Source organism: Neisseria meningitidis, assembly GCF_022869645.1.
GTDB classification, from domain to species: Bacteria; Pseudomonadota; Gammaproteobacteria; order Burkholderiales; family Neisseriaceae; genus Neisseria; species Neisseria meningitidis.
This window is the reverse complement of the sequence record NZ_CP064367.1, coordinates 674356-699115: the sequence shown is the minus strand read 5'-3', so window position 1 is coordinate 699115 and position 24760 is coordinate 674356. Positions and strand designations below refer to the sequence as shown.

Sequence of the window (24760 nt, the reverse complement as noted above, 5' to 3'; positions counted from 1 at the left end):
TTGACGGTTTATCTTAACACGGCTGCAATGTTTTTTGATAGCGTATTTCCCTACCGGTTTGCTGTTTTTTGCAATGTCTTGCATGGAGCTTTACATTTCGGGCGGTATCCGCATCCGCCGGCGCGGGTCATTTGCAGGGTTTTGCTTCCGGATGACCGGGCGCGGCGGCGAAGGCTTTGCAGTCTTTGAGCAGTTCGGGTAGCAGCGGCGCCCATACGGGCAGTTTGCGGATTTCGTCGGCGTATCGGGGCATCAGGTAGGGGTAATAGGACTGTGTCGCCCGCATCCATTGTTTTGCTTCTGCAACTTTGCCTTGCCGCATCAGGTAGAGGGCGATGCGGTAGGTGGCGGAGTGGGGGTGGTATTTTAGTGATTTGAGGGTTGCTTCTTCCGCCCAAGTCTGGGTTTCGGGGTATTCCGGCAGGGCGAAGTTTACGAGGGAGAAGTCGGCATAAAAGGACAGCATCGGACTGTTTGCGGAAATATAGCGCAACTCGTTGATTTTCCGGTTGAGGGTTTTGGCACTGTCGTCAGTGGCGGGGGAAAAGGCGTTAACCATCCGGGTGTATGTCCAGTCCAAGTGCAGCAATCCTGCGAATATGGCGGCGGAGGCGGTTAGTATGCCGAGATTGGCGGCTTTTTTGAAGGCGATGCCGTCTGAAGCCTCTGCGGGGGACAGAAAGAGCATCAGTCCGAAGGGGATGAGGAAATAGACATACCACAAAGGATATTCGAGCATACTGTGGCACATACTGACGGCAAGTGTGCAGATCAGGAAAAGCGATGCGGGGGTCAGGGGGCGTTTCAGCAGCCCGGCAATGCCCGTCAGCAGGGTTGCGGCAACCAGAAGCGTGCCGCTGATCCCCATCTCTGCAAGGAGTTGGAGAACGATGTTGTGGGAATGGGTGAACAAGTTGCTGAGGAGGTTGTCGTGTATGTTGTGCTGTTCGGCATTGATGAGGAAGGTTTGTTGGGCAAAACTGTTCCAGCCGTGCCCGAATATCGGGGCGGACTGGAAGGCGGCGAGGGCTTTGCGCCATTCGATTTGGCGCGGCAGGTCTGTGAAACCGCCGTTGGCGACGCGTTCGACGGCGGTTTCGTAGCGGATGCCGGTAAAGGTTTCCAGAATGGTGTTCATGGAAAATTGGAACAGCGCGGTAAGGAATACGGCTGCGGCTATGCCGAGTATCGTCCGCCTGTTGGATTTGTCCGAACGGAAATACCAGAAGGGAAGGATGAGGGCGATGGCGGCTATGTAGGTCAAGATGGTGCGCGAATTGACCAAACCTAAAACGGCGGTCTGCATAATCAGGCAGATTGCACCCAAGGCGGGCGGGATTTTTCGTTGTCCGTTGAGGTAGGCGGCGGCGAGTATGCCCCACATGAGGTAGTGTCCGAGGTTGTTGCGCTGTCCGATGTGTCCGATTACGCCTTGCCCGCTGTAAACAATGATGTTTTGAAACAGAGGGGTGTCTTCCCAGCCGGCAAACTGGATGACGACGATGCAGGATTGAAGCAGGGAGCCGATAAGCAGCGACCAGGCAAACAGGGTAACGATGCGTTCTTGTCCGTAGTGTGCGACCAAGCTCCGGCAGGCCCACGCGCTGACGGCGAGTAAGATGAAAATCCAAGAGACGATGTCGTTCATACCGGGGTAAATCAGGTTCATCAGGCGTGCCTGAAGATACCAAAACGCCGCCATTGCAAACAGAAGGAAGCTGATAGGTGGGATTTTGACATCAAACAGCTTTTTTCCTGCCGTGAGGAACAACAGGACAATCAGGCCGGCTGCGGCGGCGGCATCGTGGTAAAAGTCGGGCGACGGTTGCAGCCTGAGCGCAAAGGTAAAGGGGACGATGCCTATCCAAAGGAAGCAGGGCAGGATGTAAATCGGCAGTTTGGCGGCGGGGTGCGCGCCGGATACGGTCGTTTCAGCGGGCATTGTTTGTTTCCTTGTATTGTTTGACGAACGACAGGCAGGATATGAAGAAGATGATGCTGAATACTGCGGAAAGCGCGGCGCAAATCTGTTCTGCCGGATAAGCGTCGAACAGGCGCATAACGGCTTCGGCAAAATAAATCAGAACCAGCATGGAGCTGTATTGGTAGGTATAGATTTTCTTTTTCAAGATGCCTGAAAGCGGCAGACAGAGGGGGAGGGCTTTGAGCGCGAGCCACGAGCCGCCCGGGCGCAACGGTGCAATCCACAGTTCCCAGGAAAGGGATAGGATTATCAGTGCGATCAGGCTGAAAGAGGCAAGGAGGTAAGCGGTTTGTTTGTTCACGGCGGTCTTTACGGGTTAGGCTCGGATGAAGGGTGGGGTACGGTATCCCAAATCCTGCAACATCGAAACGGTTTCATAAACGGGCAGCCCCATAATGCCGCTGAAGCTGCCTTCGATAGATTGGATAAAGATGCTGCCTATGCCTTGTACGGCGTAGGCACCGGCTTTGTCCATCGGTTCGCCGCTTTGGACATAGGCGGAAATTTCTTCCGAACTCAGGGGCTTGAAAACGACGCGGTTGGTTTGGACGCGGTTTTCCGCATTGCCGCGATAATGAATGCAGACGGCAGTCAGGACGGTATGTTGTTTGCCGGACAATCGGTTTAAAAATTCGATTGCTTCGGCTTGGGAGTGGGGTTTGCCTAATATAATGCCGGCTGAAACGACGCAGGTGTCGGCGGTAATCAGGGGGAAATCGGGCATTGTGCCGTTGGTTTCGCAAAAGAGGGTCAGGGCGGTTCGGTTTTTTTCTTCTGCCATCCTTTGAACGTAACGGGCAGGGTCTTCGTTCTGTCTGACCGTTTCGTCGATGTTGGCAGGCAGCTTGACGACCTGATAGCCCAACTGTGTCAGGATTTCCATTCGGCGCGGGCTGTTTGAACCTAAATAGAGGGTATTCAAAGGTATTCCTTAATCTGTGGCGGTATGAGGCGGAGGTTCGGACGGCATAGTGTCAGGTTGTTGCAGGCGGCTGTATGTCGCCATCCTGTTCTGAACGTGGCGTGAAAAAGCGTCCGAACCAAATACCTGCTTCGTATAAGAGAATCAGCGGAATGGCAAGCAGGGTTTGTGAAATCACATCGGGCGGCGTGATGATGGCGGCAATGACAAACGCGCCGACAATCACATAGGGGCGGGCGCGTTTGAGCTGTTCGGTTGTTACCACACCAATTTTGGTTAACAGGATAACGACAATGGGGACTTCAAACGTTGTACCGAATGCGACAAACATCCCCAAGATGAAGGAGAGGTATTTGTCGATGTCTGTCGCCATATTGACACCGACAGGGGTAACGCTGGCAAGGAATTTGAAAATGACGGGGAAAACCAAAAAGTAGGCAAATGCCATGCCGATGAAAAACAGGCTGACGCTGGAGAGGACGAGCGGCGTAATCAGGCGTTTTTCGTTTTGGTAGAGTGCGGGGGCGACGAATGCCCAGATTTGGTAGAGCGTATGCGGCAGCGAAATTAAAAATGCCGCCATCAGGGTAACTTTGACCGGCACGAAAAATGGTGCGATGACATCGGTGGCAATCATGCTGGTGTCTTTGGGCAGGTTTGCCATCAGCGGGTCGGCGATAAAAGTATAGAGTTGTTGGGCAAACGGCATTAGGCCGAAAAAGCAGACTAAGATACCGACAACCGTCCACATCAGGCGGCGGCGCAGCTCGATGAGATGCTCGACAAGCGGTTGGACGGGTTGTTCGTTTTGTGTTTCGGACACCGGATTGCCCTCTTTATGATTTACGGACGCGCAATTTAGGTTTGGCGCGGGATTTAGGACGCAAATCGCGTTTGCGGCTTATTGCCTGTTTACGCAGCGAAGTGGTATGCGGAACAGGGGTTTCAACAGCGGTATCGATATAGCTGACTTCGACGGTCTGTACGACGGGTGCGGCGGCAGAAGCAGTCAGGTATTCCCGCCATGCACGGTCTTGGTCGGTTTCCGCGGGTTCGGCTGTACTGCCGGTTTGCCCGCTGTCCCCAAGGGTTTCGGCGGAAGCGTAGGAACGTTCGGACGGCATAACGTCGGAAATGCCGTCTAATAGGGTGTTTGCCGCATCGGGAAAGGGATTGCCGTTTTCATCGACACCGAAATCAGCAGGCGTGCGCTGTTCGGGCAGTTTTTCCCAAGGCTTCAGACCGTCGGAAATGTCGTGCAGATTACCCTCCATATCCGTACCGGTTTCTTTGAGGCTGTCTCGAACCTGAGCAGCGGCAGCTTCAAATTCCTGCTTTGCCTTCCTTAGTTCTTCCAGTTCGATTTGCGTGTCAAATTCCTGTTTGACGCTGCCGACAAAGCGTTGCAGCCTGCCGATGAGCCGTCCGGCGGTGCGGGCGGCCTCGGGCAGGCGTTCGGGGCCGAGGACAATCAGGGCGATAATGCCGACAAAAACCAGCTCGCCCAAACCGAAATCAAACATAAATTACGCTTTGTCTTCGTCTTTTTTGTGTTCGATTACATCGTCTTTTTGGGCTTCTTTGCCGTCTGTACCTTCGTTCAGCCCCTGTTTGAAGTCATGAACCGCACCGCCGAGGTCTTTGCCGACGTTGCGCAGTTTTTTGGTGCCGAATATCAAAACGACGATAATCAGTACGATAATCCAGTGCGTCAGAGAAAAACTGCCCATGATGTATCCTTAAGTAAGTATTAGGGGTTGATTGTGAAATAACGGTTTATACGGGTGTGCCCATGATGTGTATATGCAGGTGGAAGACCTCTTGTCCGCCGCCTTTTCCGGTGTTGATCAGGGTTTTGAAGCCGTCTGCCAGTCCTGCCGCTTTGGCGATTTCGGGAACTTTCAGCATCATTTTTCCCAAAAGGGGCTGATGTTCGGGCGCGGCGTGTGCCAACGAATCGAAATGGACTTTGGGAATCAGCAGCAGATGAACCGGAGCAGCGGGGTTGATGTCTTTGAAACAAACCATTTCGCCGTCTTCATAGACGGTTTGCGCCGGAATGTCTTTGGCGGCGATTTTGCAGAAAATACAGTTGTCCATAACGGCTCCGATGCCGTCTGAACAGCGGTCAGACGGATTGAATGTGGGAAAGTGCGGATTTTAATATAAATTCAAGATTCTGTGCGAGCGGCTTTTTCGGCCAAGCCCGACAAACCTTGGCGGCGCGCAAGTTCGTCCAATACGTCTTCCGCCTTCAGGTCGTGGTGTGTCAGAAGAATCATGGTGTGAAACCATAAGTCGGCAACTTCGTAAACCAGGTGGGACGGGTTTTTGTCTTTGGATGCCATCAACACTTCGCCCGCCTCTTCAATCACTTTTTTTAGGATTTTGTCTTCGCCCTTATGCAAGAGCTGTGCGACGTAAGATTCGGACGGATTGGCAGATTTTCGCTGGGTGATGGTTTGTTGGATGGCGGATAGTACGGAATCTCCCATGATTTTCCTTCTGTTTGTTTCTGTTTGTTCGGAATGATAGGCTAAACGGCTGCTCTCGGGCAATACGCCTGTTGCGCTTCGTTGGAAAATGCCGTCTGAGCGTTTCAGACGGCATTTGTGCTGTTGCAAATGTAATTTGCTTACAGGTTTGGACTCACAATAATTTTAACGGCGGATTCGTTGTTGTGGATCAGACGCTCGAAGCCTTCGGAAACCAGTTCGTCCAGCTTGATGCGCTGGGTGATGAAGGGTTCGAGGTTGATTTTGCCTTCTTCGACCAGTTTGATGGTTTCGGCGTGGTCGTTACAGTAGGCAATCGTGCCGCGCACATCCAGCTCTTTCATCACGACGCTGTGGACGTTGACGGTTGCAGGGTGGCTCCAGATGGATACGATAACCAAATTGGCGGCAGGTTTGCAGGCTTCGACCAAAGTATCCAACACTTTGTTCACGCTGGTACATTCGAATGCCACGTCCACGCCTTCGCCGTTGGTCAGTTTTTTCACCTCTTCGACAACATCGACTTCGGACGGGTCGAGGATGTAGTCGGCAACGCCGGATTCGCGCGCTTTGTCTTTGCGTGCTTTACTCAACTCGGTGATGATGACTTTGATGCCTTTGGCTTTCAACACGGCAGCCAACAGCAAACCGATCGGACCTGCGCCGCCGACCAATGCGACGTCGCCTGCTTTCGCGCCGCTGCGTACATAGGCGTGGTGTCCGACAGACAGCGGTTCGATCAAAGCGGCTTGATCCAACGGGATTTTGTCGGAAATCGGATGCACCCAACGACGTTTGACGGCGATTTTTTCGGACAGACCGCCGCCGCAGCCGCCCAAGCCGATAAAGTTCATATCTTTGGAGAGGTGGTAGTTGCTGCCTTCTCCGGTCGGTACGTCATCGTGGATGATGTAGGGTTCGACCACGACGTGTTGGCCGACTTTGATGTCGTCCACGCCTTCGCCGACGGCATAGACCACGCCGGAGAACTCGTGTCCCATCGTTACGGGTGCGGACTCGCCGGAAATCGGGTGCGGATGACCGCAAGGCGGAATGAAAATCGGGCCTTCCATGAATTCGTGCAGGTCAGTACCGCAGATGCCGCACCAGGCGACATTGATGCCGACAGTGCCGGGGGCGACGGTCGGTTCGGGGATGTCTTCGATGCGGATGTCGCCTTTATCGTAAAAACGTGCTGCTTTCATTGTAACGCTCCTTGTTTTCAAGTAGGAATACCGTCTGAATCTGGCAGGCGGCGGTTGAAATGGGAATGGCGTGAAGAAGCCTGACCGTTTCCAGTTGAATCTGTTTAGATATTTTACTACAAGAGATGTGTTTAAGCACGCGGAAGGCTTTCTGTTTGCGTCAGGTCAAATAATGATGTCGTCTGAAAACCGAATCGGCTTCAGACGGCATTTATAGTGGATTAACAAAAACCAGTACGGCGTTGCCTCGCCTTAGCTCAAAGAGAACGATTCTCTAAGGTGCTGAAGCACCAAGTGAATCGGTTCCGTACTATTTGTACTGTCTGCGGCTTCGTCGCCTTGTCCTGATTTTTGTTAATCCACTATATGTCGTAACGGTCGGATTGGGTAGGTTGGCGCACCTGTCCGGTTTTCGGTTTGGCAAACCGTTTTTTTGTTGGGTCCAGTGTTTTCTGATAGGCGGTTGCGGCATCGGATTTGCCCAGCCCTGCCAGCACGCGGATATGCTCGGCAGCAGATTGTGCCAGAGGTTCAAGGGTGTAGCCGCCTTCGAGTACGGATACGATTTTGCCGGGGCAGCCCGATGCCGTCTGAATGATTTTGTGTGTCAGCCAGGCAAAATCCGCCTCGTGCAGGTTGAGCCTGCCCGATTCGTCTAGACGGTGTGCGTCGAATCCTGCCGACAGCAGCACCAGTTCGGGTTTGAATGCGGCAAGTCGGGGCAGCCACTGCCTGCGGACGGCTTCGCGGAATGTGCGGCTGCCCGTTCCCGGCGGCAAGGGCAGGTGCACCATATTGCCGCCGTCGGGCATATCGTTGTTTTCGGGGAAGGGGAAAAGGTCGGTTTCAAACAGGTTGAAAAACAGGATGCGCGGATCGTCTTTGAATATTTCTGCCGTACCGTCGCCGTAGTGGACATCGAAATCGATGACGGCAATGCGTTTCAGGCGGTATTCGGCAATGGCATGCATGACGCCGGCGGCAACGTTGTTCAGCAGGCAGAATCCGCCGGCTTTGCCGCTGCCCGCATGGTGTCCGGGCGGGCGGGCGGCGCAAAAGGCATGCCATGCTTTGCGGTTCATGACCATGTCGACTGCCTGAACTGCCGAACCGGCGGCAAAGCGTGCGGCAGACAGCGAGCCTGTGCTGATTGCAGTGTCGTCATTCAGGCGGAAAATCTTGCCTTTTTGGGGCTGGCAAGATTCCAAACGGTTCAGATATTTGCTCGAGTGGACAAGTGCGAGGCGCGTATCGCTGATTTCTTCCGCCTCTATGGTTTGGAGGTGCTGCCAAATACCGGCGCGGCGCAATGCCTGCTCGATGCAGAGGATGCGGTCGGGCGAATCGGGATGGTTTGCGCCGGGTTCGTGCCCGGCACAGGCGGGATGCGAAATCCATGCGGTGCGGGCGTTTTTGCCCAAAAAAAGGCGCAACAGTGCATAGAATTTCAAGATTAGGCGGGTCAAGGATATGGGTTTGTGGACGGGCAGGCTGCGGTATACGGTCGGTACGGACGGCAAACCCGATATATTGTTTACGGTCTTATGTTATTATATACCCCTCTCGATTTTCAACCATATTAGAAAGAACGGATAAATTATGAATCAAGCTGTTGCACAATTTGCTCCTTTAGTGTTGATTATGGTGGTGTTCTACTTCCTGATCATGCGTCCGCAGCAAAAGAAATTCAAAGCGCATCAGGCAATGCTTGCCGCCTTGAAAGTCGGCGACAAAGTGGTCTTGGCGGCAGGTTTCAAGGGTAAGGTAACCAGAGTCGGCGAACAGTTTTTTACCGTGGATATCGGACAGGGTACAAAAATCGAGGTCGAAGTGGAACGCAATGCGATTTCTGCAAAAGTCGATTGATTTGTGCCGACAAGCCGCATCGGAAAAGCCCGAATGCGGCACTTTGTTTTGAATTCCAACCGAAGGCTTGACCATGTTCCGACACGCAGGGCGGCATATTCAAGATGCCGCCTTCCGGTCTTGCCTGGCTGGGAAGGGTTTTTGCCTCTTCTGAAATAGCCCGATTCCGACACCACCGAAAGGGTGGGGTTCCAACCATTAAGGAACAATGATGAACCGTTATCCTTTATGGAAATATCTGCTGATTGTGTTCACGATTGCGGTTGCCGCAGTGTATTCGCTGCCCAACCTATTCGGCGAAACACCCGCCGTGCAGGTATCGACCAACCGACAAGCCATCATCATCAACGAACAGACTCAATTCAAAGTGGATGCCGCGCTGCAAAACGCGGGTATTCAGACCGACGGGATGTTTGTTGTGGACAATTCACTGAAAGTGCGTTTCAAAGACACCGAAACGCAGCTTAAAGCGCGCGACGTCATCGAAAACACTTTGGGCGAAGGGTATATTACCGCGCTCAACCTGTTGGCGGACAGCCCCGAATGGATGGCGAAAATCAAAGCCAATCCGATGTTTTTGGGTTTGGACTTGCGCGGCGGCGTGCATTTCACCATGCAGGTCGATATGAAAGCGGCGATGCAGAAAACGTTTGAACGTTATTCGGGCGACATCCGCCGCGAACTGCGCCGCGAAAAAATCCGCAGCGGCACGGTGCGTCAGGCTGGAAACAGCCTGACCGTCCCTTTGCAGGATGCAGGTGATGTGCAAAAGGCTCTGCCGCAGTTGCGCAAGCTGTTTCCTGAAGCAACGCTGAATTCAGACGGCAGCAATATCGTCTTGATGCTTTCGGAAGAGGCGGTCAATAAAGTGCGTTCCGATGCGGTCAAACAGAACATCACTACCCTGCACAACCGTGTGAACGAGTTGGGCGTGGCCGAACCCGTCATCCAGCAGTCCGGTGCCGACCGTATCGTCGTGCAGCTTCCGGGCGTTCAGGATACTGCCAAGGCAAAAGACATCATCGGCCGTACCGCGACTTTGGAATTGCGTATGGTGGAGGACGATCCTGCCAAGTTGCGCGAGGCATTGGAAGGCAACGTGCCGAGCGGTTATGAGCTGCTTTCAAGCGGCGGAGATCGTCCCGAAACTCTGCTAATCAGCAAACAGGTCGAGCTGACGGGCGACAACATCAACGATGCGCAACCGAGTTTCGACCAAATGGGCGCACCTGCCGTCAGTCTGAGCTTGGACAGCGCGGGTGGCAGCATTTTTGGCGAACTGACTGCCGCAAATGTCGGCAAACGCATGGCGATGGTTTTGATCGACCAAGGAAAATCCGAGGTTGTAACCGCGCCGGTTATCCGTACTGCCATTACCGGCGGACGCGTGGAAATTTCCGGAAGCATGACGACAGCCGAAGCCAATGATACGTCTTTGCTGTTGCGTGCCGGTTCTCTTGCCGCGCCGATGCAGATTGTCGAAGAACGTACCATCGGTCCGTCTTTGGGTAAGGAGAACATCGAAAAAGGCTTCCATTCGACTTTATGGGGTTTTGCCATCGTTGCTGCATTCATGGTGGTTTACTATCGTCTGATGGGTTTCTTTTCTACCATTGCATTGAGTGCCAACATACTGTTCCTAATCGGTATTTTGTCTGCCATGCAGGCAACGTTGACGTTACCGGGTATGGCCGCGCTGGCGTTGACTTTGGGTATGGCAATCGACTCCAACGTCTTGATTAACGAACGTATCCGCGAAGAATTGCGTGCCGGCGTGCCGCCGCAGCAGGCAATCAATCTCGGTTTCCAACACGCATGGGCGACCATTGTCGATTCCAACCTGACTTCGCTGATTGCCGGTATCGCGCTTTTGGTATTCGGTTCCGGCCCGGTACGCGGTTTTGCGGTCGTACACTGTTTGGGTATTCTGACTTCGATGTATTCGTCCGTCGTCGTATTCCGTGCGTTGGTCAATCTGTGGTACGGACGCAGACGCAAATTGCAGAATATTTCCATTGGTTCGGTGTGGAAGCCGAAAGCCGAAATGGCAGGAGGCAAGGAGTAAGCTATGGAACTCTTTAAAATCAAACGCGATATTCCGTTTATGAGCTACGGCAAACTGACGACCTTTATTTCGTTGGTTACCTTTATTGCCGCCGTATTCTTTTTGGTTACCAGAGGTCTGAATTTCTCTGTCGAATTTACCGGCGGTACGGTAATGGAAGTCCAATATCAGCAGGGTGCGGATGTCAATAAGATGCGCGAACGCCTCGATACGCTGAAAATAGGTGATGTACAGGTTCAGGCATTGGGTACGAACAAACACATCATGATCCGCCTGCCGAACAAAGAAGGTGTTACTTCCGCACAGTTGTCCAATCAGGTTATGGATTTGCTGAAAAAAGACAGTCCCGACGTTACCTTGCGCCAAGTCGAATTTATCGGCCCGCAAGTCGGTGAGGAATTGGTAAGTAATGGATTGATGGCTTTAGGTTTTGTCGTTATCGGCATCATTATTTACCTGTCGATGCGTTTTGAATGGCGTTTTGCCGTATCTGCCATTATCGCCAATATGCACGACATCGTGATTATTCTCGGCTGCTTTGCCTTCTTCCAATGGGAATTTTCGCTGACCGTCTTGGCGGGTATCCTTGCCGTATTGGGCTATTCTGTGAACGAATCCGTCGTCGTCTTCGACCGTATCCGTGAAAACTTCCGCAAGCCGGCGATGCGCGGACATGCCGTGCCGGAAGTCATCGACAACGCGATTACCGCAACGATGAGCCGCACCATCATTACCCACGGTTCGACCGAGGCGATGGTCGTATCCATGCTGGTGTTCGGCGGTGCGGCCTTGCACGGCTTTTCTATGGCGTTGACCATTGGCATCGTGTTCGGCATTTATTCTTCCGTATTGGTTGCCAGCCCGCTTCTGCTAATGTTCGGTTTGAGCCGCGACAATATCGGTAAAGAACCGAAGAAGAAAGAAGAAATCGTGGTTTGAAGCGCATATGCCGTCTGAACATTGCCGTCTCAAGCAGACAATGCTTCAGACGGCATTTTTAACGGTTACTTCCACGGTCTTAAAATATTGTGCAGAAATGCGGGAATTGTGTCATAATGCCACGTTGTCCTATCTTGGGCATAGGGAGTTTGCCGTTGTCTTCAGGCTTGGCAAACTTGTCTGAATCCCTATGGGGATTCTTATATTTTTGGAGTTTTCATTATGGCACTGACCGTAGAACAAAAAGCACAAATCGTTAAAGATTTCCAACGCAAAGAAGGCGACACCGGCTCTTCCGAAGTACAAGTCGCTCTGTTGACTTTCCGCATCAACGACCTGACCCCCCACTTCAAAGCCAACCCCAAAGACCACCACAGCCGTCGCGGCCTGTTGAAAATGGTCAGCCAACGCCGCCGCCTGCTGGCCTACTTGCGCCGTACCCAGCCCGATACGTATCGCGCGTTGATTACCCGCTTGGGTCTGCGTAAATAATTACGCTTTCCGACACCGCCCAGAAAAATGGGCGGTGTTTTCTTTTCTGTTGCTTTCCGACAAGCTCAAATCCATATTTATAGTGGATTAAATTTAAATCAGGACAAGGCGACGAAGCCGCAGACAGTACAAATAGTACGGCAAGGCAAGGCAACGCTGTACTGGTTTAAATTTAATCCACTATATTGCCCGAAAACCGCATAAACTAATATAATATAAAGTTCTTTGGAATCTTGTTCCATTTCATGCTGCCCGTGCGCTTTACAAGAGTTTCAGACGGCATCAAACGTTTAACTCCCGCCAGCAATCAAACAGCTTTTTATCACCCATTCGAACATCCGTTTTGCCGGTACTCGTCTTTTTATTGGAGTATTGCCATTATGACCGCAACCACTGCGTCTTCAGCCAAACCTTATCTCAAAATCCAAGGTTTGGTGAAAAAGTTTGGTGACAATTACGCTGTCGATAACATCGACTTGGACATTTATCAACACGAAATCTTCGCCCTTTTGGGCAGTTCCGGCAGCGGAAAATCTACACTGCTGCGTATGCTGGCGGGTATGGAAAGTCCCAATCAGGGAAAAATTATCCTTGATGGTCAGGATATTACCAAACTTGCACCCTATGATCGCCCCATCAATATGATGTTCCAAAGTTACGCGCTTTTTCCGCATATGACCGTAGAACAAAACATTGCCTTCGGTCTGAAACAGGACAAAATGCCTAAAGGCGAAATCGCCGCGCGCGTCGAAGAAATGCTCCGCCTGGTTCAGATGACCAAATTTGCTAAACGCAAACCGCACCAATTGTCCGGCGGTCAGCAGCAGCGCATTGCTTTGGCACGCAGTCTGGCAAAACGTCCGAAAATTCTACTGCTGGATGAGCCCCTCGGTGCATTGGACAAAAAACTGCGCCAACAAACCCAGCTTGAGTTGGTCAATACGCTGGAACAAGTCGGCGTAACCTGTATTATGGTTACGCACGACCAAGAAGAGGCGATGACGATGGCGACCCGCATCGCCATTATGTCTGACGGTCAGTTGCAGCAAGTCGGCACACCCAGCGACGTGTACGACTATCCCAACAGCCGCTTCACTGCCGAGTTTATCGGCGAAACCAACATCTTTGACGGTGTGGTGATTGAAGATCATGCCGACTATGCCGTTATCGAATGCGAAGGTTTGGAAAACCACGTCCGCATCGATCACGGTTTGGGTGGTCCGAGCGAGCAGGACCTTTGGGTTAGTATTCGACCAGAGGATATTGATTTATATAAAGAAAAACCCGAATATTTGGGCGACTACAACTGGGCGAAAGGCACGGTAAAAGAAATCGCCTATTTGGGCAGCTTCGCCATTTACCATATCAAGCTCGGCAACGGGCGCGTCGTCAAAAGCCAAGTCCCCGCCCCTTACTGGTATGTGCGCAACATTACACCGCCGACTTGGGACGAAACCGTCTATATCAGCTGGCCGGAAAACCAACCGACTCCGTTGTTCCGTTGATTTAAGGGGAATGCAATGAACCTTAATAAACTGAAAAACAAACTGTTCCGCCGTCCGGGGCAGCGTGCGGTGATTGCCGTACCGTATATTTGGCTTTTGGTGCTGTTTCTGATTCCGTTCGCCATCGTGCTGAAAATCAGCTTTGCCGAACAAGAAATCGCCATTCCGCCGTTTACGCCGCTGACCAGCATCGACGAAGATTTAGGTCGTCTGAATATCGCCATCAGTTATCAAAACTATGCCGATATTTTCCAAAATTTTTGGCATACCCTTAACCCGTTCGGCGACAGTGAAAACAGCAATATCTATCTGATGACCTACTGGTCTTCAATCAAAACCGCATTGATGACGACAGTGATTTGCCTGTTGGTCGGTTATCCGACCGCCTATGCGATTTCTCGTGCCAATCCTTCTGTCCGCAATGGTTTGCTGCTTGCCATTATGCTGCCCTTTTGGACATCGTTCCTGTTGCGCGTCTATGCGTGGATGGGTCTGCTCGGGCATAACGGTATTGTAAACAACCTGTTGATTAAAATGGGTATTATCAGCGAGCCTTTGGATTTGTTCTACAATGCCTTTTCGCTCAATTTGGTGATGGTTTACGCCTATCTGCCGTTTATGATTCTGCCGCTATACACGCAACTGGTGAAACTCGACAACCGCCTGCTTGAAGCGGCTTCCGATTTGGGCGCGGGGCCGGTCAAATCGTTCTTGACGATTACCCTGCCTTTGTCGAAAACCGGCATTATTGCAGGCTCCATGCTGGTTTTCGTCCCTGCTGTCGGCGAGTTCGTCATTCCCGAGCTGGTCGGCGGTTCGGAAAACCTGATGATTGGTAAAGTCTTGTGGCAGGCGTTCTTCGATCAAAACAACTGGCCGCTGGCTTCCGCCGTCGCCGTCGTGATGGTCGCGCTGCTGGTCGTGCCGATTGCCCTGTTTCAGCATTATGAAAACCGCGAATTGGAAGAAGGAGCCAAATAATGCAGAAATCCAAATTATCTTGGTTCTTGAAACTGATGTTGGCACTGTCGCTGGCGTTTCTGTATATCCCGCTGGTTGTTTTGGTCATCTATTCGTTTAACGAATCCAAGCTGGTAACCGTTTGGGGCGGCTTTTCGACCAAGTGGTACGGCGCATTGCTGGAAAACGACACCATCTTGGAAGCCGCTTGGCTGTCGCTGCGGATTGCCGTTGTGTCTTCGCTTGCTGCCGTCGTTTTGGGCACGCTGGCAGGCTATGCGATGGCGCGGATTAAACGTTTTCGCGGCAGTACCTTGTTCGCCGGTATGATTTCCGCACCTATGGTGATGCCCGACGTGATTACCGGTCTGTCTATGCTGCTGCTGATTATTCAGGTACAGATATTTTTGCAGGGCAGCGAATGGTTACAACATCTCTACTTCGATCGTGGCTTTTTCACTATTTTCTTAGGACATACGACGCTGTGCATGGCATACATTACCGTTGTTATCCGTTCGCGTCTAGTTGAGCTTGACCAATCGCTCGAAGAAGCCGCAATGGATTTGGGCGCGCGTCCGCTGAAAATCTTTTTTGTCATCACTTTGCCTTTGATTGCCCCTGCCATCGTTTCAGGCTTTCTGCTCGGCATTACCCTGTCTTTGGATGATTTGGTGATTACCTCATTCCTCTCCGGCCCCGGTTCATCCACATTGCCGCAGGTGATTTTCTCCAAAATCAAGCTGGGTCTTGATCCGCAGATGAACGTTTTGGCAACCATCCTGATCGGCATCATCGGAACATTGGTCATCATCGTCAATTATTGGATGATGAGGCAGGCAACCAAGCGTGACCGAGAAGCGGCAGAAGCCTACCGCCAAGAAAAATTGGCTGCCGAGAAAGCAAATTAATTAATAAGGCAGGCTGACCGCATGACTGGGTCAGCCTGTTTTCTTCAACCGATTTTCTGTTTGGACGATATGGCTCGACAGCCTGTATCATTCCGTCCGAAAATATACCCGATAAAGCAAACACAATGATTCGCCCTGATTTTCAAGAATATCTGCCTTCTTATTATTTCAGTTCGGTTAATCCTCATACTGTTTATCCGAAACTTCAATGCCGTCTGAAAACCGATACCTGTATCATCGGCGGCGGATTGAGTGGTTTGTGCACTGCATTGCCCTTGGCGGAGCAGGGACATGAAACGGTTGTGTTGGAAGCCGCGCGTATCGGTTTCGGCGCGTCGGGACGGAGTGGCGGGCAGGTTATCAGCGATTACGCCTGCGGTATGGAGGAAATTGAAAAACAGGTCGGTTTGGAGCAAGCGCAATGGTTTTGGCAACAGTCTTTGCAGGCGGTCGAACTGGTGGACGAACGCGTCCGCAAACATGCCATTGATTGCGATTGGCAGCGCGGTTATGCCACGGTTGCCATCCGTTCGCAGCATTGGGAAGAATTGCAACAATGGCATGAGCACGCCCAAAAATATTACGGTGCAACTCATTATCAACTCTGGGATAACACTGAACTGAAGCAGCAGCTTGACAGCGATATGTACCAAGGCGCACAGTTCGATCCCTTGTCCGGGCATCTCCATCCGCTCAATTACACGTTGGGCATCGCCCGCGCCGCTGCCGAAGCTGGTACGAAGATTTTTGAGCATTCTCCCATGATACGCATTGAACCTTATCAAAACGGTTGGCTGGTTTACACCCCCGAAGGCAGCGTCGAATGCAAAAATCTGGTGTACGCCGTCAATACTTATGCCGGTTTGAATCCGATATTCAAGCCTTTGGAGCGCAAGGCGATTGCTGTCAGCACCTTTATTATTGCCACAGAACCCTTGGGCGCGCGTGCAAAAGGGCTTATCCGCAACAATATGGCAGTATGCGACAACCGTCATATTTTGGATTATTACCGCCTCAGCGCGGACGGCAGACTGCTTTTCGGCGGTAAGGATAACGAGTTTATCGACAATCCCGCGCGTATGACCGAGCTTGTCCGCCAAGATATGCTTAAAGTTTTTCCGCAGCTTGCCGATGTCAAAATCGAATATTCGTGGGGCGGGGAGTGCGACATTACCGCCAACCTTGTCCCGCATTTCGGACGTTTAGCCCCGAATGTTTTTTATACGCAAGGTTATTCCGGACACGGGATGGCGATAACAGGCATTGCAGGTCTGGCGGTTGCCGAAGCAATTTTAGGGGACGAATGCCGTCTGAAGCCGTTTGAGCGGTTGCGCCAGCCGAATATTATCCTGCAACCGTTTTTGCGCAAACTCGGTTCTTTCCTCGGCTCGAAATATTATCAGTGGAAAGACAGCCGTTAAGCGTCGCAGGCAGTATAGTGGATTAACAAAAACCAGTACGGCGTTGCCTCGCCTTAGCTCAAAGAAAACGATTCTCTAAGGTGCTGAAGCACCAAGTGAATCGGTTCCGTACTATTTGTACTGTCTGCGGCTTCGTCGCCTTGTCCTGATTTTTGTTAATCCACTATATGTTTATCCATCGGCGGCAAACGTGAAAAATGCCGTCTGAAACCCGATTTTCAGGCTTCAGACGGCATAACCGCCCTTATTCCACGCGTTCGCCGTGGATATTCAGATCCAAACCTTCGCGTTCGACATCCTTGCCGACGCGCAGGCCGCCGCAGATTTTCCCCACGACCTTCAAAATCGCCCAACTCATCAGCCCGCTGTATGCCGCCATAACGAACCCGTCTTTTACCTGTATCCACAACTGCTGCCAAACTGCCGCATCCCCGCCGAAAATGCGGTTGTCGAAAAAGATGCCGGTCAATATTCCGCCCACCAGCCCGCCGAATCCGTGTATGCCGAAAGCGTCCAAAGAATCATCGTAACGCAATTTGTGTTTGACGACGGTGACGGACACAAAGCACGCGGCGGCAGTCAATATACCGATGGCGGCCGCGCCCGACGGGCCGGTAAAGCCGGCGGCAGGGGTGATGCCGACCAGACCGGAAACCGCGCCGGAAGCCAGCCCCAAAGCGGAAGGTTTGTGTCCCGCTATTTTTTCGCAGGCAAGCCAGCCTGCCGCGCCGAATACGGCCGACACCTGCGTTACCGCCATCGCCATACCCGCCGCCGCGTCTGCCGCAAGCGCCGATCCGGCGTTAAAGCCGAACCAGCCGAACCACAACATTGCCGCGCCGATCAGTGTCATCGCCATATTGTGCGGAGGCATCGCCTCGCGCCCGTAGCCTATGCGCCTGCCCAAAACCAAGGCGGCGACGAGTCCCGCGATACCGGCATTGATGTGCACCACCGTACCGCCGGCATAATCCAATACGCCGCCTTTGCTCATAAAGCCGCCGCCCCACACCCAATGCGCTCCCGGCACATAAACCAATAAAAACCATATGCCCGAAAACAGCATCATTGCCGAATATTTCATCCGTTCGGCAAACGCGCCGGTAATAATGGCGGTCGAAATAATGGCAAACGTCATCTGAAAAAACATAAATACCGGTTCGGGAACAGTCGGCGCATTGGGCGACACGGTCAGCATCTGTGCGGCAGCGTCTATCTGCATCCCGCTTAAAAATACGCGCCCCAAACCGCCGATAAAGGCATTTCCCGGCGTGAACGCTAAAGAATAGCCGACGGCGACCCAAAGGATGCCCACCAATGTCGCGATGGAAAAGCTGTGCATCATCGTCGAGAGCAGGTTTTTTTTCCGCACCATCCCGCCGTAGAATAAAGCCAGCCCGGGAAGCGTCATCAACAGTACCAAGGCAGCCGCAGTCATCACCCAGGCGGTATCGCCCGAATTGACGGCGGAATAAGGCTTCCACCAGTTTAAAGGTTCTGCCGATAGGGATGCCGGCAGCAAAGATGCCGCCCATATGTGTTTTTTCATTTTGATTAAAGTTTCCTTAATGGTTGAGCCCGTCTTTCGGAAAGGCGGGGTCGGGGCTTGTCCGGGAGGGACGCAAGCCCTGCCGGACCGGGGCGGCGCGGGGATTTTGCCGATGTGCCGCCCTGTGCGTGAAACAAATCCCTTGTTTGAATATGGAAATATCGCATCCAATCCCTTGCACCCGTTGTCCGGCGGGAGGATTTATCCTTAGGCGGCGCATATGTGGGCGTATGGATTGTCAACAATTTACTGTAGGAAAATATACAGAGGTTTGGGCGATAAGGCAAAATATTGTTGACAATATTTTTATTTTATAAAATTAATTTATTGATTAATATATTAAAAATTTTTAATTGGAAATATAGTGGATTAACAAAAATCAGGACAAGGCGACGAAGCCGCAGACAGTACAAATAGTACGGAACCGATTCACTTGGTGCTTCAGCACCTTAGAGAATCGTTCTCTTTGAGCTAAGGCGAGACAACGCTGTACTGGTTTTTGTTAATCCGCTATATTCCGCCATCTCTAAGATTTACAGCGATACACGGGTAATTTAAGGAATGCCCGAACCGTCATTCCCGCAACTTTTCGTCATTCCCACGAAAGTGGGAATCTAGAAATAAAAAGCAGCAGGAATTTATCGGAAATAACTGAAACCGAACAGACTAGATTCCCACCTGCGTGGGAATGACAATTCGAGACCTTTGCAATAACATAGGTTACTAAAATTTTATGCTCAATCTCATTTTCAAAATGCAAAACTTTTCTGATTTTTCCTACTTTTTGCTCAATATTAGGAAGGTTTTAGGCAATTGAAAATTTTTTGGCGCATTTTTATGCGTCAAATTTCGTTAACAGACTATTTTTGCAAAGGTCTCAATTCATAAGTTTCCCGAAATTCCAACATAACCGAAACCTGACAATAACCGTAGCAACTGAACCGTCATTCCCGCGAACGCGGGAATCTAGACCTTAGAACAACAGCAATATTCAAAGATTATCTGAAAGTCCGAGATTCTAGATTCCCGCTTTCGCGGGAATGACGAAAAGTGGCGGGAATGACGAAAAGAGACCTTTGCAAAATTCCTTTCCCTCCCGACAGCCGAAACCCAAACACAGGTTTTCGGCTGTTTTCGCCCCAAATACCGCCTAATTTTACCCAAATACCCCCTGAATCCTCCCCGGATACCCGATAATCAGGCATCCGAGCCGCCTTTTAGGCGGCAGCAGGCGCACTTAGCCTGTTGGCGGCTTTCAACAGGTTCAAACACATCGCCTTCAGGTGGCTTTGCGCACTCACTTTAATCAGTCCGAAATAGGCTGCCCGAACATAGCGGAACTTACGGTGCAGCGTACCGAAGCTTTGTTCGACCACATAACGGGTCTTCGACAAATACCGGTTATGTTTGGTTTGCGTTTCCGCCAGCGGACGGTTGCGGCAGGCTTTGCGCATAATGCCGTCTAACAACTGACGCTTTTCCAGATGTTGCCGGTTTTCCGCACTGTCATAGCCTTTGTCGGCATAGACGGTCGTACCTTTGGGCAGTCCTTCCAACAACGGCGACAGGTGTTTGCACTCATGGGCATTGGCGGAGGTATAGTGGATTAACAAAAATCAGGACAAGGCGACGAAGCCGCAGACAGTACAAACAGTACGGAACCGATTCACTTGGTGCTTCAGCACCTTAGAGAATCGTTCTCTTTGAGCTAAGGCGAGGCAACGCTGTACTGGTTTTTGTTAATCCACTATAAAAATTTATGGGGCTGTCCTAGATAACTAGGATAAACTCGATTTTACTAATTGTTTTAAAATGGAAATTTGAACTTTTATCTCACTGTTGTTAAAACGCCGTTCGTACCCCTTTAAATACAGCTCAAAATGCGCTTTGGGAATGCCGTTAAACTTGCGTAAATGACGTTTTGCCCGGTTCCAAAAGTTCTCAATTCCATTAATATGGTTTTGTCGTTCAGCAAAATAACTTTCATCTGCTTCTACTTCGCCATCAAACATTTCCAAATGTGGACTGTTTTGATAAATAAGTAATCGTAAACGATGAAAATAATAGGCTGCGGTACTTTTATTAACGCCTACTAACTCTGCTGCTGTTCTTGCAGTTACACCTGCGACAAATAGCTCAATGAGTTTATTTTGTTTATACCGGCTTAGACGACTTTTTCTCATAAAGGCAACTCTAACTTAATTTGAATTTCCCTAGTTATCTAGGACAGCCCCAAATTTATACAAAAATGAGCGCGGTTCGGCGCAACCTTGAATCAAGTTCCCGCATCGGTTTTCATTGCCGGTACGGATGCGTTCAAGCCGGTTTTGCAAAGGCCGCGCTTTCGGCAAGCGGACACGGACACTGCCGGCGGTTGCGCCGTTAACGGGGGGAGGGAGGAGCTGCGCCGGCCGTGTGAATGAAAGTGCCGTCTGAAACCCGATTTTCAGGCTTCAGACGGCATTTCGCATTAATGCGGGTGGCGCGTTTATTTGCCGCGCATCAGTTCAAAGAAATCATCATTGTTTTTAGAGGCTTTGATTTTCCCGATTAAAAATTCGGCTGCCTCGATTTCGTCCATCGGGTGCAGGAACTTGCGTAAGAGCCACATACGTTGCAACTGGTCGTTCGGCACAAGCAGCTCTTCGCGGCGCGTGCCGGATTTGTTGATGTTGATGGCGGGGAAGAGGCGTTTTTCCGCCATACGGCGGTCAAGGTGCAATTCCATATTGCCGGTGCCTTTGAATTCTTCGTAAATCACATCGTCCATACGGCTGCCGGTTTCAACCAATGCGGTGGCGATGATGGTCAGCGAACCGCCTTCTTCCACGTTGCGCGCCGCGCCGAAGAAACGTTTGGGGCGGTGCAGTGCGTTGGCATCGACACCGCCGGTTAGGATTTTGCCCGAGGTAGGCACGACGGTATTGTAGGCGCGGGCAAGGCGGGTAATCGAATCCAGCAGGATGACCACGTCTTTTTTGTGTTCTACCATACGCTTGGCTTTTTCAAGCACCATTTCGGCAACTTGGACGTGGCGTTGCGCCGGTTCGTCAAAGGTGGAGGAAACCACTTCGCCGCGGACGGAACGGCTCATTTCGGTTACTTCTTCGGGACGCTCGTCAATCAAGAGGACGATGAGTTCGACTTCGGGATAGTTTGAGGTAACGGCGTGGGCAATGTTTTGCAGCATCACGGTTTTACCGCTTTTGGGCGGGGCAACCAAGAGGGCGCGCTGACCTTTGCCGATAGGGGAAATCAGGTCGATGGCACGTCCGGTCAGGTTTTCTTCGGACTTTAAGTCGCGTTCCAGCTTCAACTGTTCGGTCGGAAACAGCGGGGTCAGGTTTTCAAACAGGATTTTATGGCGGCATACTTCCGGGTGGTCGCCGTTGATGGTATCAAGCCTGACCAGGGCAAAATAGCGTTCGTTGTCTTTTGGGACGCGCACGCTTCCTTCGATGGTGTCGCCCGTATGCAGGTTGAAGCGGCGGATTTGGGTGGGCGAGACATAGATGTCGTCGGGGCCGGCAAGATAGGACGTGTCCGCGCTGCGGAGGAAGCCGAAGCCGTCGGGCAGGATTTCAAGCGTGCCGGAGCAGGTGAAACCCTCGCCTTTTTTCATCATCTGGCGGACGATGGCAAATACGAGATCTTGTTTGCGGAATCGGTTGGCGTTTTCGATGCCGTGTTCTTCCGCCAATTCTAAGAGTTTGGAAATGTGCAGGGTTTGTAATTCGGAGACGTGCATAATAATGATGTATTTTGAAGAGGAAAAAGACAGGCAGATGCCGTCTGAAAGAAGAAGCTGACCGTTGCCGGTTGCTCGGGGAAGGGGGAATTGTAGGCAGTCGGCGCGTGGGTGTCAAATATTATCGCGGACGGGGCATCGGCAGGAAATGCCGTCTGAGCGGAGCTGCTTGGAAAAAAATACCCCCGCGCTTTTCAGGCTCGGGGGTATGGGCATTGATTATTTGTTCAATTCATTCGCCAAATATAGCCAAGTTTCGATGACGGTATCCGGGTTCAGGGAAACGCTTTCAATGCCTTCCTCAACCAGCCATTTGGCGAAGTCCGGATGGTCGGACGGGCCTTGACCGCAGATGCCGACATATTTGTTCTGCTTGCGGCAGGCGGAGATGGCAAGGTGCAGCATCACTTTGACGGCAGGGTTGCGTTCGTCAAACGATTCGGATACCAAGCCGCTGTCGCGGTCGAGACCGAGGGTCAGTTGGGTCATGTCGTTCGAGCCGATGGAGAAGCCGTCGAAGTATTGCAGGAATTGTTCCGCCAATACCGCGTTGCTCGGCAGCTCGCACATCATAATCAGGCGCAGGCCGTTTTTGCCGCGTTCCAAGCCGTTTTCTTTCAGGGCTTTGACAACGGCTTCGGCTTCGCCCAAAGTGCGGACGAACGGAATCATGATTTCAACGTTGGTCAACCCCATTTCATCGCGGACGCGTTTCAAGGCTTTGCATTCCAAGGCGAAACAGTCTTTGAAGTTGTCGGCGACATAACGCGCCGCACCACGGAAGCCCAACATCGGGTTTTCTTCATGCGGTTCGTATACGTTGCCGCCGACCAGGTTGGCGTATTCGTTGGATTTGAAGTCGGACATACGGACGATGGTTTTACGCGGATAAACCGATGCGGCCAATGTCGCCACGCCTTCGGCGATTTTATCGACGTAGAAGTCGACAGGGGACGCGTAACCGGCGATACGGCGGGTAATTTCCGCTTTTAATTCGTCGTCTTGTTTGTCAAATTCCAACAAGGCTTTGGGGTGGATACCGATTTGGCGGTTGATGATAAATTCCATACGCGCCAAGCCGATGCCTTCGCTGGGCAGGTTGGCGAAGCTGAATGCGAGTTCGGGATTGCCGACGTTCATCATGACTTTTACAGGTGCTTTAGGCATGTTGTCCAAAGCAACATCGGTAATTTGTACGTCCAGCAGGCCGGAGTAGATGAAGCCGGTATCGCCTTCGGCACAGGATACGGTAACTTCTTGACCGTTTTTCAGCAATTCGGTTGCATTGCCGCAGCCGACAACGGCAGGAATACCCAGTTCGCGCGCGATGATGGCGGCGTGGCAGGTACGTCCGCCCCTGTTGGTCACGATGGCGGAAGCGCGTTTCATCACCGGTTCCCAATCTGGGTCGGTCATGTCGGTAACCAGTACGTCGCCGGCTTCGACGGAATCCATCTCGGAAGCATCTTTAATCAGGCGTACCTTGCCCTGACCGACTTTCTGACCGATGGCGCGGCCTTCGCACAAGACGGTTTTTTCGCCGTTGATAGAAAAGCGGCGCAGGTTGCGGCTGCCTTCTTCCTGGGATTTGACGGTTTCGGGACGGGCTTGCAGGATGTAGAGTTTGCCGTCCAAGCCGTCGCGTCCCCATTCGATGTCCATCGGGCGGCCGTAGTGTTTTTCGATGGTCAGTGCGTAATGCGCCAACTCGGTGATTTCTTCGTCGGTAATGGAGAAGCGGTTGCGGTCTTCTTCGGGGACATCGACGTTGGTTACCGATTTGCCGGCTTCTGCTTTGTCGGTAAAAATCATTTTGATGTGTTTTGAGCCCATGGTTTTGCGCAGGATGGCAGGTTTGCCTGCTTTCAGCGTGGGTTTGAACACATAGAATTCGTCGGGATTGACTGCGCCTTGTACGACGTTTTCGCCCAGACCGTAGGATGAAGTGACAAAGACGACTTGGTCGTAACCGGATTCGGTATCGAGGGTGAACATCACGCCGGACGCGCCGCTGTCGGAACGCACCATACGCTGCACGCCGGCGGAAAGGGCGACGATGTCGTGTTCGAAGCCTTTGTGGACGCGGTAAGAAATGGCGCGGTCGTTGTACAGGGAGGCGAATACATGGCGCATCGCTTCTTTAACGTTTTCCAAGCCGTTGATATTCAGGAAGGTTTCCTGTTGGCCGGCAAATGATGCGTCGGGCAGGTCTTCGGCGGTTGCGGAAGAGCGTACGGCAACGGAAATGTCCGCGCCGCCGGCATCGGCAACCATTTTGTTCCATGCCGCTTCGATTTCGGCATCGAGCTGTTCGGGGAAGGGCGTGTCCAAAATCCATTGGCGGATTTCTTTGCCGACGCGTGCCAGTTCGGCAACGTCTTCGACATCTAATTTTGCCAGTGCGGCGGAAATGCGTTCGCTCAGACCGTTGTGTGCGAGGAATGCGCGGTAGGCATCGGCTGTGGTGGCAAAGCCGCCGGGGACGCGAACGCCTTTTTCGGTCAGCTGACTGATCATTTCGCCCAGCGAGGCGTTTTTACCGCCCACGCGTTCAACATCTGTCATACGCAGGTTTTCAAACCAAATTACGTAGTTGTCGGCCATTTGTGTGTCCAATCCAAAATATGTTAAAAAAGAAACAAATCCGCGTGCTTATTTTAAGCGATTCGTTCCTCTGCTGTCATGTGTTTTATCCGTTTTA

The 24760-nt window shown here is 51.8% G+C and carries 22 protein-coding genes and 2 pseudogenes; 9 read left to right on the top strand and 15 right to left on the bottom strand.

Annotation, left to right across the window (positions count from 1 at the left end; translation table 11 throughout):
- Positions 1-127 precede the first annotated feature (127 nt).
- The 10 genes from IUJ45_RS03710 to IUJ45_RS03665 all read right to left on the bottom strand — a co-directional run bounded on the left by IUJ45_RS03710 (position 128) and on the right by IUJ45_RS03665 (position 8078).
- Positions 128-1942, bottom strand: coding sequence for a PglL family O-oligosaccharyltransferase (locus tag IUJ45_RS03710; protein ID WP_082308629.1), 1815 nt, complete (start codon positions 1940-1942; stop codon positions 128-130).
- Positions 1932-2285: a DUF2069 domain-containing protein gene (locus IUJ45_RS03705; protein WP_002232122.1), complete on the bottom strand. Its 354-nt coding sequence runs from the start codon at positions 2283-2285 to the stop codon at positions 1932-1934. The genes IUJ45_RS03710 and IUJ45_RS03705 overlap by 11 nt, the downstream gene beginning before the upstream one ends.
- Before the next feature lie 15 nt (positions 2286-2300).
- On the bottom strand, positions 2301-2906 hold the full coding sequence (locus IUJ45_RS03700) for a Maf family nucleotide pyrophosphatase (protein ID WP_002246844.1): 606 nt from the start codon (positions 2904-2906) through the stop codon (positions 2301-2303).
- Positions 2907-2958: 52 nt separating this feature from the next.
- On the bottom strand, positions 2959-3729 hold the full coding sequence (tatC, locus tag IUJ45_RS03695) for a twin-arginine translocase subunit TatC (protein WP_002221336.1): 771 nt from the start codon (positions 3727-3729) through the stop codon (positions 2959-2961).
- A 13-nt stretch (positions 3730-3742) separates the two neighbouring features.
- Positions 3743-4429 carry a Sec-independent protein translocase protein TatB gene (gene tatB, locus IUJ45_RS03690; RefSeq protein ID WP_002236783.1) on the bottom strand — a complete coding sequence of 229 codons (687 nt, stop codon included), beginning with the start codon at positions 4427-4429 and terminating at the stop codon, positions 3743-3745.
- A 3-nt stretch (positions 4430-4432) separates the two neighbouring features.
- Complete coding sequence (tatA, locus tag IUJ45_RS03685; RefSeq protein WP_002214303.1) at positions 4433-4636, bottom strand: Sec-independent protein translocase subunit TatA; 204 nt, start codon at positions 4634-4636, stop codon at positions 4433-4435.
- Between the two features lie 46 nt (positions 4637-4682).
- Positions 4683-5006, bottom strand: coding sequence for a histidine triad nucleotide-binding protein (locus tag IUJ45_RS03680; protein ID WP_002214298.1), 324 nt, complete (start codon positions 5004-5006; stop codon positions 4683-4685).
- Between the two features lie 71 nt (positions 5007-5077).
- Positions 5078-5401 carry a phosphoribosyl-ATP diphosphatase gene (locus IUJ45_RS03675; RefSeq protein WP_002217796.1) on the bottom strand — a complete coding sequence of 108 codons (324 nt, stop codon included), beginning with the start codon at positions 5399-5401 and terminating at the stop codon, positions 5078-5080.
- A 140-nt stretch (positions 5402-5541) separates the two neighbouring features.
- Entirely contained in the window at positions 5542-6606 is a 1065-nt protein-coding gene (locus IUJ45_RS03670) for a 2,3-butanediol dehydrogenase (RefSeq protein ID WP_002244892.1), read from the bottom strand.
- A 362-nt stretch (positions 6607-6968) separates the two neighbouring features.
- Positions 6969-8078 carry a histone deacetylase family protein gene (locus IUJ45_RS03665; RefSeq protein WP_002246033.1) on the bottom strand — a complete coding sequence of 370 codons (1110 nt, stop codon included), beginning with the start codon at positions 8076-8078 and terminating at the stop codon, positions 6969-6971.
- Between the two features lie 127 nt (positions 8079-8205).
- Here IUJ45_RS03665 and yajC point away from each other — a divergent pair, with 127 nt between their 5' ends.
- The 9 genes and pseudogenes from yajC to IUJ45_RS03620 all read left to right on the top strand — a co-directional run bounded on the left by yajC (position 8206) and on the right by IUJ45_RS03620 (position 16762).
- Entirely contained in the window at positions 8206-8472 is a 267-nt protein-coding gene (gene yajC, locus IUJ45_RS03660) for a preprotein translocase subunit YajC (protein ID WP_002226590.1), read from the top strand.
- 211 nt (positions 8473-8683) lie between these two features.
- Positions 8684-10537, top strand: coding sequence for a protein translocase subunit SecD (gene secD / locus IUJ45_RS03655; protein WP_192941109.1), 1854 nt, complete (start codon positions 8684-8686; stop codon positions 10535-10537).
- A 3-nt stretch (positions 10538-10540) separates the two neighbouring features.
- Entirely contained in the window at positions 10541-11476 is a 936-nt protein-coding gene (gene secF, locus IUJ45_RS03650) for a protein translocase subunit SecF (protein ID WP_002219655.1), read from the top strand.
- Between the two features lie 222 nt (positions 11477-11698).
- Positions 11699-11968: a 30S ribosomal protein S15 gene (gene rpsO / locus IUJ45_RS03645; RefSeq protein ID WP_002217790.1), complete on the top strand. Its 270-nt coding sequence runs from the start codon at positions 11699-11701 to the stop codon at positions 11966-11968.
- Positions 11969-12046: 78 nt separating this feature from the next.
- Positions 12047-12154 (top strand): annotated as a pseudogene (locus IUJ45_RS11170) (IS5/IS1182 family transposase); the annotation flags it as partial.
- 194 nt (positions 12155-12348) lie between these two features.
- Complete coding sequence (locus tag IUJ45_RS03635) at positions 12349-13473, top strand: ABC transporter ATP-binding protein (protein ID WP_002222840.1); 1125 nt, start codon at positions 12349-12351, stop codon at positions 13471-13473.
- 15 nt (positions 13474-13488) lie between these two features.
- Positions 13489-14454 carry an ABC transporter permease subunit gene (locus IUJ45_RS03630; protein ID WP_002214282.1) on the top strand — a complete coding sequence of 322 codons (966 nt, stop codon included), beginning with the start codon at positions 13489-13491 and terminating at the stop codon, positions 14452-14454.
- Entirely contained in the window at positions 14454-15341 is an 888-nt protein-coding gene (locus IUJ45_RS03625) for an ABC transporter permease subunit (RefSeq protein WP_002246035.1), read from the top strand. Before IUJ45_RS03630 ends, IUJ45_RS03625 begins: the two co-directional genes overlap by 1 nt.
- A gap of 125 nt (positions 15342-15466) precedes the next feature.
- Positions 15467-16762 (top strand): NAD(P)/FAD-dependent oxidoreductase, encoded by a 1296-nt coding sequence (locus tag IUJ45_RS03620; RefSeq protein ID WP_002217782.1) that lies wholly within the window; start codon positions 15467-15469, stop codon positions 16760-16762.
- A gap of 244 nt (positions 16763-17006) precedes the next feature.
- Here the strand turns inward: IUJ45_RS03620 and IUJ45_RS03615 are convergent, their stop codons facing one another.
- From IUJ45_RS03615 to ppsA, 5 genes and pseudogenes are all read right to left on the bottom strand, one after another.
- Positions 17007-18311: an ammonium transporter gene (locus IUJ45_RS03615; RefSeq protein ID WP_002214279.1), complete on the bottom strand. Its 1305-nt coding sequence runs from the start codon at positions 18309-18311 to the stop codon at positions 17007-17009.
- A 1217-nt stretch (positions 18312-19528) separates the two neighbouring features.
- Positions 19529-19918, bottom strand: a pseudogene (locus IUJ45_RS03610) (transposase); the annotation flags it as partial.
- 171 nt (positions 19919-20089) lie between these two features.
- Complete coding sequence (locus IUJ45_RS03605) at positions 20090-20494, bottom strand: DDE transposase (RefSeq protein WP_002216125.1); 405 nt, start codon at positions 20492-20494, stop codon at positions 20090-20092.
- 305 nt (positions 20495-20799) lie between these two features.
- On the bottom strand, positions 20800-22059 hold the full coding sequence (rho, locus tag IUJ45_RS03600; RefSeq protein ID WP_002227547.1) for a transcription termination factor Rho: 1260 nt from the start codon (positions 22057-22059) through the stop codon (positions 20800-20802).
- Between the two features lie 219 nt (positions 22060-22278).
- Complete coding sequence (gene ppsA / locus IUJ45_RS03595) at positions 22279-24663, bottom strand: phosphoenolpyruvate synthase (RefSeq protein ID WP_002246037.1); 2385 nt, start codon at positions 24661-24663, stop codon at positions 22279-22281.
- Positions 24664-24760: the final 97 nt, after the last annotated feature.

Excerpts from the sequence above, each read along its gene's own strand:
- IUJ45_RS03710 (WP_082308629.1), bottom strand. The coding sequence starts at position 1,942 with ATGCCCGCTGAAACGACCGTATCCGGCGCGCACCCCGCCGCCAAACTG.
- tatB (WP_002236783.1), bottom strand. The coding sequence starts at position 4,429 with ATGTTTGATTTCGGTTTGGGCGAGCTGGTTTTTGTCGGCATTATCGCC.
- tatA (WP_002214303.1), bottom strand. The coding sequence starts at position 4,636 with ATGGGCAGTTTTTCTCTGACGCACTGGATTATCGTACTGATTATCGTC.
- IUJ45_RS03680 (WP_002214298.1), bottom strand. The coding sequence starts at position 5,006 with ATGGACAACTGTATTTTCTGCAAAATCGCCGCCAAAGACATTCCGGCG.
- IUJ45_RS03675 (WP_002217796.1), bottom strand. The coding sequence starts at position 5,401 with ATGGGAGATTCCGTACTATCCGCCATCCAACAAACCATCACCCAGCGA.
- IUJ45_RS03670 (WP_002244892.1), bottom strand. The coding sequence starts at position 6,606 with ATGAAAGCAGCACGTTTTTACGATAAAGGCGACATCCGCATCGAAGAC.
- yajC (WP_002226590.1), top strand. The coding sequence starts at position 8,206 with ATGAATCAAGCTGTTGCACAATTTGCTCCTTTAGTGTTGATTATGGTG.
- secD (WP_192941109.1), top strand. The coding sequence starts at position 8,684 with ATGAACCGTTATCCTTTATGGAAATATCTGCTGATTGTGTTCACGATT.
- secF (WP_002219655.1), top strand. The coding sequence starts at position 10,541 with ATGGAACTCTTTAAAATCAAACGCGATATTCCGTTTATGAGCTACGGC.
- rpsO (WP_002217790.1), top strand. The coding sequence starts at position 11,699 with ATGGCACTGACCGTAGAACAAAAAGCACAAATCGTTAAAGATTTCCAA.
- IUJ45_RS03635 (WP_002222840.1), top strand. The coding sequence starts at position 12,349 with ATGACCGCAACCACTGCGTCTTCAGCCAAACCTTATCTCAAAATCCAA.
- IUJ45_RS03630 (WP_002214282.1), top strand. The coding sequence starts at position 13,489 with ATGAACCTTAATAAACTGAAAAACAAACTGTTCCGCCGTCCGGGGCAG.
- IUJ45_RS03625 (WP_002246035.1), top strand. The coding sequence starts at position 14,454 with ATGCAGAAATCCAAATTATCTTGGTTCTTGAAACTGATGTTGGCACTG.
- IUJ45_RS03620 (WP_002217782.1), top strand. The coding sequence starts at position 15,467 with ATGATTCGCCCTGATTTTCAAGAATATCTGCCTTCTTATTATTTCAGT.
- IUJ45_RS03615 (WP_002214279.1), bottom strand. The coding sequence starts at position 18,311 with ATGAAAAAACACATATGGGCGGCATCTTTGCTGCCGGCATCCCTATCG.
- IUJ45_RS03605 (WP_002216125.1), bottom strand. The coding sequence starts at position 20,494 with ATGAGAAAAAGTCGTCTAAGCCGGTATAAACAAAATAAACTCATTGAG.
- rho (WP_002227547.1), bottom strand. The coding sequence starts at position 22,059 with ATGCACGTCTCCGAATTACAAACCCTGCACATTTCCAAACTCTTAGAA.
- ppsA (WP_002246037.1), bottom strand. The coding sequence starts at position 24,663 with ATGGCCGACAACTACGTAATTTGGTTTGAAAACCTGCGTATGACAGAT.